8 protein-coding genes are annotated in these 6,470 nt (G+C 71.4%); 6 read left to right on the plus strand and 2 right to left on the minus strand.

Annotated elements, in window-relative coordinates:
• Positions 1–224, minus strand: a 224-nt coding sequence (locus ACFFNX_RS38170; RefSeq protein ID WP_378210970.1) for a GntR family transcriptional regulator, incomplete at its 3' end; no start/stop codon positions are given.
• A 110-nt stretch (positions 225–334) separates the two neighbouring features.
• Here ACFFNX_RS38170 and ACFFNX_RS38175 point away from each other — a divergent pair.
• The 6 genes from ACFFNX_RS38175 (at position 335) to ACFFNX_RS38200 (ending at position 6,025) form a co-directional block, all read left to right on the plus strand.
• Positions 335–1,273, plus strand: coding sequence for a substrate-binding domain-containing protein (locus ACFFNX_RS38175; protein WP_378210972.1), 939 nt, complete (start codon positions 335–337; stop codon positions 1,271–1,273).
• Positions 1,270–2,079 carry a nitrilase-related carbon-nitrogen hydrolase gene (locus tag ACFFNX_RS38180; RefSeq protein WP_378210973.1) on the plus strand — a complete coding sequence of 270 codons (810 nt, stop codon included), beginning with the start codon at positions 1,270–1,272 and terminating at the stop codon, positions 2,077–2,079. Before ACFFNX_RS38175 ends, ACFFNX_RS38180 begins: the two co-directional genes overlap by 4 nt.
• Positions 2,076–3,008 (plus strand): ABC transporter substrate-binding protein, encoded by a 933-nt coding sequence (locus ACFFNX_RS38185; RefSeq protein ID WP_378210974.1) that lies wholly within the window; start codon positions 2,076–2,078, stop codon positions 3,006–3,008. The genes ACFFNX_RS38180 and ACFFNX_RS38185 overlap by 4 nt, the downstream gene beginning before the upstream one ends.
• The gene (locus ACFFNX_RS38190) at positions 3,008–3,952 is read left to right on the plus strand and encodes an amino acid ABC transporter permease (RefSeq protein WP_378210975.1); all 945 of its coding nucleotides are present in this window, start codon (positions 3,008–3,010) and stop codon (positions 3,950–3,952) included. Before ACFFNX_RS38185 ends, ACFFNX_RS38190 begins: the two co-directional genes overlap by 1 nt.
• Positions 3,949–4,713 carry an amino acid ABC transporter ATP-binding protein gene (locus tag ACFFNX_RS38195; RefSeq protein ID WP_378210976.1) on the plus strand — a complete coding sequence of 255 codons (765 nt, stop codon included), beginning with the start codon at positions 3,949–3,951 and terminating at the stop codon, positions 4,711–4,713. Before ACFFNX_RS38190 ends, ACFFNX_RS38195 begins: the two co-directional genes overlap by 4 nt.
• Before the next feature lie 208 nt (positions 4,714–4,921).
• Positions 4,922–6,025 carry a PP2C family protein-serine/threonine phosphatase gene (locus ACFFNX_RS38200; RefSeq protein WP_378210977.1) on the plus strand — a complete coding sequence of 368 codons (1,104 nt, stop codon included), beginning with the start codon at positions 4,922–4,924 and terminating at the stop codon, positions 6,023–6,025.
• Positions 6,026–6,119: 94 nt separating this feature from the next.
• On the opposite strand, the gene ACFFNX_RS38205 is transcribed toward ACFFNX_RS38200, so the two are convergent.
• Positions 6,120–6,470, minus strand: a 351-nt coding sequence (locus ACFFNX_RS38205) for a phosphatase PAP2 family protein (RefSeq protein WP_378210979.1), incomplete at its 5' end; no start/stop codon positions are given.

The raw sequence follows: 6,470 nt of genomic DNA on the forward strand, positions 1-6,470 counted from the left end.
TGCGCGCTGACCACCCGGTGGCGGCGCAGCGTCGACCACACCTCCGCCACCGTCGCCGGGCTCACCCCGAGCTCGGCGGCGAGGCCGCGCACCGTCGGCAGGCGGGAGCCCTCGGCGATGTCGCCGCGCCGGATCAGGTCGGTCAGGGCCGAGGCGATGCCCCGCGCGCTGCGCTCGCCGATGTGTCCGGCGAGCCAGCTCGCCTCGACCGTGGACTCGCCCATGTTCCCCCGACCTCACGAATTTCTTTGTGCAGTAACAAAACACCCATTGTACTGACGTTTGGCTGAACATAAGGTCGGTCGTCATTACGGCCAATCCGAAACGGAGCGTTGTGTCAGTTCCACGCATTCGCCTCGCCCTGCGGGACTGGGACCATCTGGTCCCGCTCGTCACCGGCCGGGTCCGCACCCGCGGCTTCGAGCTGGAGATCGAGTCCCGCGCCATCACGCCCGACGTTCTGCGCGAACCCGGGCTCGACGGCGGCGAGACCTCCTTCAGCCGTTACGCCCTGGGGCGCGGCGACGGTGACGACCGGCTGGCCGGTCTGCCGATCTTCGTGATGCGCGGGTTCCGGCACCGCTGCGTCCTCGTACGGCGGGACAGCGGCCTGACCACCGGCAAGGACCTGGCCGGGGCGCGGATCGGGCTGACCGGCTGGCCCGACTCGGGCAACACCTGGACGCGGGCGATCCTGCGCGCGGCCGGCGTCGACCTCGGCGGCATCGCCTGGACGGTCGGCCCGCTGACGGCGGGGGAGACCGGCAAGGACCGCGTCGGCACCCGCCCGCTGCCGGCCAACGTCACGGTGACCGACGAGTCGCTGGTGGACGGGCTTGCGGGCGGCCGCTACGACGCGATCTTCACGCCGTTCATGCCGGACGAGATGTTCACCTCCGCCGGCCGCTTCCGCCACCTGTACGACGACCATCGCGGCGCCGAGCTCGACTACTTCGGCCGCACCGGCTTCGTACCGGGCATCCACCTGCTGGCGCTGCGCAGCGCGACGGTCGACGAGCACCCGTGGCTGCCGTCGGCGCTGGAAGAGGCGTTCGAGGAGTCCAAGCGGCACTGGCTCGCGCGGCGGCGGCACCTGGCCGACACGACGCCGTGGCTGCTGGCCGAGCTGGAGGCCGCCACGCGGATCTTCGGCCCGGACTGGATGCCCTACGGCGCCGCCGCCAACGCCGCGATGACCGCGGCCTTCTGCACCGAACTGCACGAGCAGGGCATCGCCCCGCACCCGATCGACCCCGAGGAGCTGTTCGCATGAGGATCGCCGTGGGGCAGTTCGCCGCCACCGAGGACTGGCCGGCCAACCTCAAGTCCTGCCTGGCGCTGGTGGACCAGGCCGCCGACGGCGGCGCGGACCTGCTCGTGCTGCCCGAGGACTCTCTCGCCCTGTTCATCGACGAGCCCGCCCGCATCGCCGAGGTCGCCCAGCCGCTCGACGGTCCGTTCGTGACGGCGCTGGCCGAGCGCACCGCCGGGACGTCCGTCACCGTCGTCGCCGGTCTGCACGAGCCGGCCGGCGACGGGAAGGTGTTCAACACGCTCGTCGCGGTCCGCGACGGTGCGCCGGTCGCCTCGTACCGCAAGATCCACCTGTACGACGCGTTCGGGTCCCGCGAGTCCGACCGGGTCCGTCCCGGCGACGGCGAGCCGGTGGTCTTCGACTGCGCCGGGTGGAACGTCGGCCTCATGACCTGCTACGACGTAAGATTCCCGGAAATCGCCCGGTTGCTGGCCGACCGGGGCGCCGAGGTGATCGCCCTCCCCGCCGCCTGGGTACGCGGGCCGGCCAAAGAGCGGCACTGGGAGGTCATGACCGTCGCCCGCGCGCTGGAGAACACCTGCTACGTCGCGGCCTCGGGCGAGTGCGGCCGGCGCAACATCGGCGCGAGCATGATCGTGGATCCGCTCGGCACCGTCCGCGCCCGGCTCGCCGACGCGCCCGGCCTCGCCTGGACGACCGCCGACCGCGAGGAGCTGACCGAGTCCCGCCGGCGGCTCCCCGTCCTCGCCAACCGCAGGTTCGCCGTCGACCCTGCGATCCGTCCCTTGGAGGAGTGGTGTTGAAAGGCATCATCGCCGTACTCGCCGCGGTCCTGCTGCTGGGCGCGTGCGGGAAGAACCCGCCCGAGGCCGAGGGCATCCTGGGCGGCCACAAGTCCCAGGGCGTCGACCCGGCGGACCTGCGTCAGACGACCGACCACAAGCTGCACGACCGGCTGCCCGCCAAGGTACGCGGCGCCGGCCGGCTCATCTCGGTCAACAACGGGTCCTTCCCGCCGTACGAGATCGCCGGCTCCGACGGACGCTCGCTGAGCGGCGCGTCCGCCGACATCTCCACCGCGTTGTCCCAGCTTCTCGGCGTCAAGATCGAGCATGTCACCGTGGACGGCCTGCCCAGCGAGCTGACCGGCATCAAGGCCGGCCGGTACGACTTCGCGATCGGCCCGGTCGGCGACTTCCCCGACCGCGAGGGCGCCGCGGACTTCGTCGACTGGGTACGCGAGTTCGTGGTCTTCGCGGTGCCCAAGGGCAACCCCAAGCACATCGGCTCCATCGCCGACACCTGCGGGCTGCGGATCTCGGTGATGGCCGGCGGCTCGGCCGAGGACGTCATCAAGAAGCAGTCGAAGACCTGCGCCGCGCAGGGCCACCCCGCCGTGCAGGTGCAGCCCTACAAGGACCAGCCGACCTCCATCCTCGCCGTCCGCTCCGGCCGCGCCGACGGGTTCTTCTCCTCCCAGGCCCCGCTGACGTACTTCGTCCAGCAGTCCGGCAAGGACCTGCAGCTCGCCGGCACCGGCAAGGCCAACGGCTTCGCCGACCTGTACCAGGGCGCGGTCGTCGCCAAGGGCTCGCCGCTGCGGGACGTGCTCCTCGACGCCCTGCGCACTCTGGTGAAGAACGGCACCTACAACAAGGTCATGACCAAGTGGGGGCTGAGCGCCAACATCCTGACCAAGCCGGGCGTCGACCTGGCGCCGAGAGAGGGGTGATGAGCATGACCGTTACCGACCAGCGGCCCGAGGAGAGGCGGGCGGAGGTCGACGTGGCCGGAGCCGCGCGCCCGCGGCACCCGCTGCGCTGGGTGGCCTCGCTCGTGCTGCTCGTCCTCGCGGCGCAGCTCGTGCACCTGCTCGTCACCAATGACAACTTCGAGTGGCACGTGGTCGGCGAGTACGTCAACGCGTCGATCATCGGCCACGGCATCGCGATCACCCTCGAGCTCACCGTGGTCGCCATGGCGGTCGGCATCGTCGGCGGCGTCCTGCTCGCCGTCGGCCGCCTGTCGGAGAACGGCCTGCTGCGCGGCGCCTGCGGCCTGTACGTCTGGTTCTTCCGCGGTATCCCGGTGCTGGTCCAGCTCGTGTTCTGGTACAACCTGTCCGCGCTGCTGCCGAGGATCTCCTTCGGCGTGCCGTTCGGGCCGGAGTTCGTCGGCGGCGAGACCAACCACCTGATCACTCCGCTGCTGGCCGCGATCCTCGGCCTGGGCCTGAACGAGGCCGCGTACATGGCCGAGATCATCCGTGGCGGCCTGCTCGCCGTCGATCCCGGCCAGACCGAGGCGGCCCACGCGCTGGGCATGAGCGACGCGCGCACGTTCCGGCGCGTCGTGCTGCCGCAGGCGATGCGGTTCATCGTCCCGCCCACCGGTAGCCAGGTGATCAACATGCTGAAGGCGACGTCGCTGGTCAGCGTCATCGCCCTGGCGGACCTGCTGTACACCGTCCAGTCCATTTACAACCGGACGTTCCAGACGATCCCGCTGCTCATCGTCGCCTGCCTCTGGTACCTGCTGATCACCTCGATCCTGTACGTCGGGCAGTCCTTCATCGAACGCCACTACGCCCGCGGCGCGACTCGGCAGGCGCCCCAGGGATTCTGGGACTTCGCCCTGTTCCGCCGTCGCGCCAAGACCCCGGAGGTGCCGTCATGACGACCGCGATGGTGCACGCCGCGGGGGTGCGCAAGAGTTTCGGGCACCTGGAGGTGCTCAACGGCATCGACCTGGACGTCGCGTCCGGCGAGGTCGTCGTCGTCCTCGGCCCCTCCGGGTCGGGCAAGTCCACCTTCCTGCGCTGCATCAACCATCTGGAGACCATCGACGGTGGCTCCATCCACGTCGACGGCGAGCTGATCGGCTTTCGCGCCGACGGCGGGCGCGTACGTCACCTGCGCAAGCGCGAGATCACCCGCCAGCGCCGGGAGATCGGGATGGTGTTCCAGCAGTTCAACCTGTTCCCGCACCTCACCGTGTTGCAGAACATTGTGGAGGCGCCCACCGGCGTACGCGGCGAGCCCGCGGGGAAGGCGCGCGAGCACGCGCGGGAACTGCTGCGCCGGGTCGGGCTGGAGGAGAAGGCGAGCGCCTATCCCCGGCAGCTGTCCGGCGGCCAGCAGCAACGGGTCGCGATCGCCCGTGCCCTGGCCATGCGCCCGAAGCTGATGCTGTTCGACGAGCCGACCAGCGCGCTCGACCCCGAGCTGGTCGGCGAGGTCCTGACCACGATGAAGAGCCTGGCCGACGACGGCCTCACCATGGTCGTCGTCACCCACGAGATCGGCTTCGCCCGCGAGGTCGCGGACCGGGTGGTGTTCATGGACGCCGGCCTGATCGTCGAGTCCGGGCCACCGTCGAAGGTGCTGGAGAACCCCGCCAACCCGCGGACGAAGGCCTTCCTCAGCAAGGTTCTGTGAACCCGGCGGAATGCGGGAAGGAGCGGTCGAGGTCCTCCAGGGCGTCGCTACGAAGGATACCCGGGGGCCGCGAGGTGTCACCGCGGACTCCGGTGAACGTAAGTCGCAGGTGACACCACGGCGCCTGTGTGCCCGGTGTGGCGTTCGCCGCGGTGGCGGGCGCCGCCCCGACGGCCTGACGCCTCGTTCCATGCGGTAAGCAGGGAAGATGCGTTTTACCTGGTACGCGGGTCTGCGGCGGGCGTGGCATCCGGGTCCTGCCCTGCTGGTGGTCCCGATCGTGCTGATCGTCATGATCGTCGTGGCGGACCTCGCGAACGGCCCCGGTATCCACCTGGGACCGCTGCTCATCGTGGCCCCGGCGATCACGGCCGCGTTCGCCGGTCCCGGACGGGTCGCCCTGATCGGAGTCCTCGCCGTCGCCGGCGAGATGACGACCGTCTGGATCGAGAGGGCGGCCGGCTCCATGGAGAACGAGACGCACATCGTCGCGCTCACGGTGGTCTCCGCCCTGATCGTGTTCTTCTCCAGCGTCCGGGAACGGCACCGGCGCCAGCTGACGAAGGCCCGGGAGGTGGCCGAGATCGCCCAGCATGCGCTGATGCGCCCGCTGCCGGAGCGCATCGGCCCGCTGCGCATCGCGTCCCTCTACCTGACCGCCGAGCAGGAGGCGCGAATCGGCGGCGACCTGTACGCGGCCGCCCGGATCCGTTCCGGCGCGCGCCTGATCGTCGGTGACGTCCGGGGCAACGGCCTGGCGGCCATCGACACCTCCGCCCTGGTGGCCGGGGCCTTCCGTGCGGCCGCCCATCAGCAGCCCGCGCTGCCGGAGCTCCTCGATTTCCTGGACAACGCCGCCAACTTCGAGCCGACCAAGCTGGACACGGGGGTGCCCGACCCCGAGGAGTGCTTCGTCACTGCCGTGGCCGTGGACATTCCCGACGACAAGCCGGTCGTGCACATCGTCAACCGGGGGCACCCGGCGCCGCTCATGCTCAGCGGCGACCGCGTCATCGAGCTGGCCGCACGTGAGCCCGCCCTCCCCCTCGGCCTGGGCGGGCTGGCCCGGATCGGGGGGAAGGTCGAGTCCTTCCCGTTCGGACCGGGCGACCTGCTCCTGCTGTACACCGACGGCCTGATCGAGGCCCGGGACGCCGGTGGGCGTTTCTACCCCCTGGCCGAACGCCTCGCGAGCTGGCCGCGCACCGATCCGGCGGACCTGATCGCGCGCCTGCGCGACGACCTCCTCGCCTACGTCGCGGGGCGGCTGGGAGACGACGCGGCCATGATGGCGATCCAGCGGTGCGCCTGACGCCGGCGCCGACGGTCCCGCGGGGGGCTTCGACCCGTCCCGAGACGGACTTCGGCGCGGTGCGGGCGGGCGCTCGCGGTTACGACGCCGGTGATCAGGTGCGGGCGGTGGGATCGCGGTCGCGCGGCCGTACGGCCGGGAGACGTGGGACGACCAGGGCCACCAGGCCGAGCACCACGACCGTCATCAGCCATCCGCCGGCCACGTCGGTCGGCCAGTGCACGCCGAGATAGATCCGGGTGAGCCCGACGGCGACCGCCCACACCGTGAGGAGGGCCACCGCGACCGTGCGCGGCCACCCGCCGCCGTGCCGGCACAGCGCCCAGATCAGCAGCCCGGCCGCCGTCGCCGAGGTCACGGTATGACCGGAGGGGAAGGCGAACCCGGAGGCGTGGACCGCCCAGCCGGCCGCCGGAGGCCGCCGGCGGCCGACGGCGACGGCCAG

Origin of the sequence: Actinoallomurus acaciae (assembly GCF_042429965.1) — a bacterium.
Lineage (GTDB): Bacteria > Actinomycetota > Actinomycetes > Streptosporangiales > Streptosporangiaceae > Actinoallomurus > Actinoallomurus acaciae.